The organism is Pseudomonas psychrophila HA-4, assembly GCF_000282975.1.
GTDB classification, from domain to species: Bacteria; Pseudomonadota; Gammaproteobacteria; order Pseudomonadales; family Pseudomonadaceae; genus Aquipseudomonas; species Aquipseudomonas psychrophila_A.
In genome coordinates, this window is sequence record NZ_ALJC01000130.1 from 1 (window position 1) to 333 (window position 333).

Genomic DNA, 333 nt, shown 5'->3' on the forward strand with positions numbered 1-333 from the left:
AATTCCACGATAGCCATAGATTCCCACCTTTAAAATGTGGGGTTAATGGATCGCTTACAGTTCTTGCGGGGTGCCGAGGTGGTCGAGTTGGTAGTGGTAGATCTGCGCTTTGGCGCCTTCGCCGTGTAGCTGGGCTAGGGGTTTGAAGCTGTCCGGTTCGTAGAGGTAGCTGCTGTAGTGGCTGATGCCATGCAGGCCTTTTTGTTGCGAGCTTTCGGCGATCAGGCGTTCGCCTTGCCAGATGAATTGGGTGGTGGTGCCGTCGACTTCTTTGGCGATGCGTCGGCCGAAGGCGTCGTAGCGGTAGGCCACTTGGCTGCCGTCCGGCAGGGT

1 protein-coding gene is annotated in these 333 nt (G+C 57.4%); it reads right to left on the bottom strand.

What is annotated here, in order from left to right; translation table 11 throughout:
* Positions 1 to 54 precede the first annotated feature (54 nt).
* Positions 55 to 333 (bottom strand): type IV secretion protein Rhs (locus B347_RS25335; protein ID WP_033388180.1); only part of this gene is annotated, 279 nt, incomplete at its 5' end.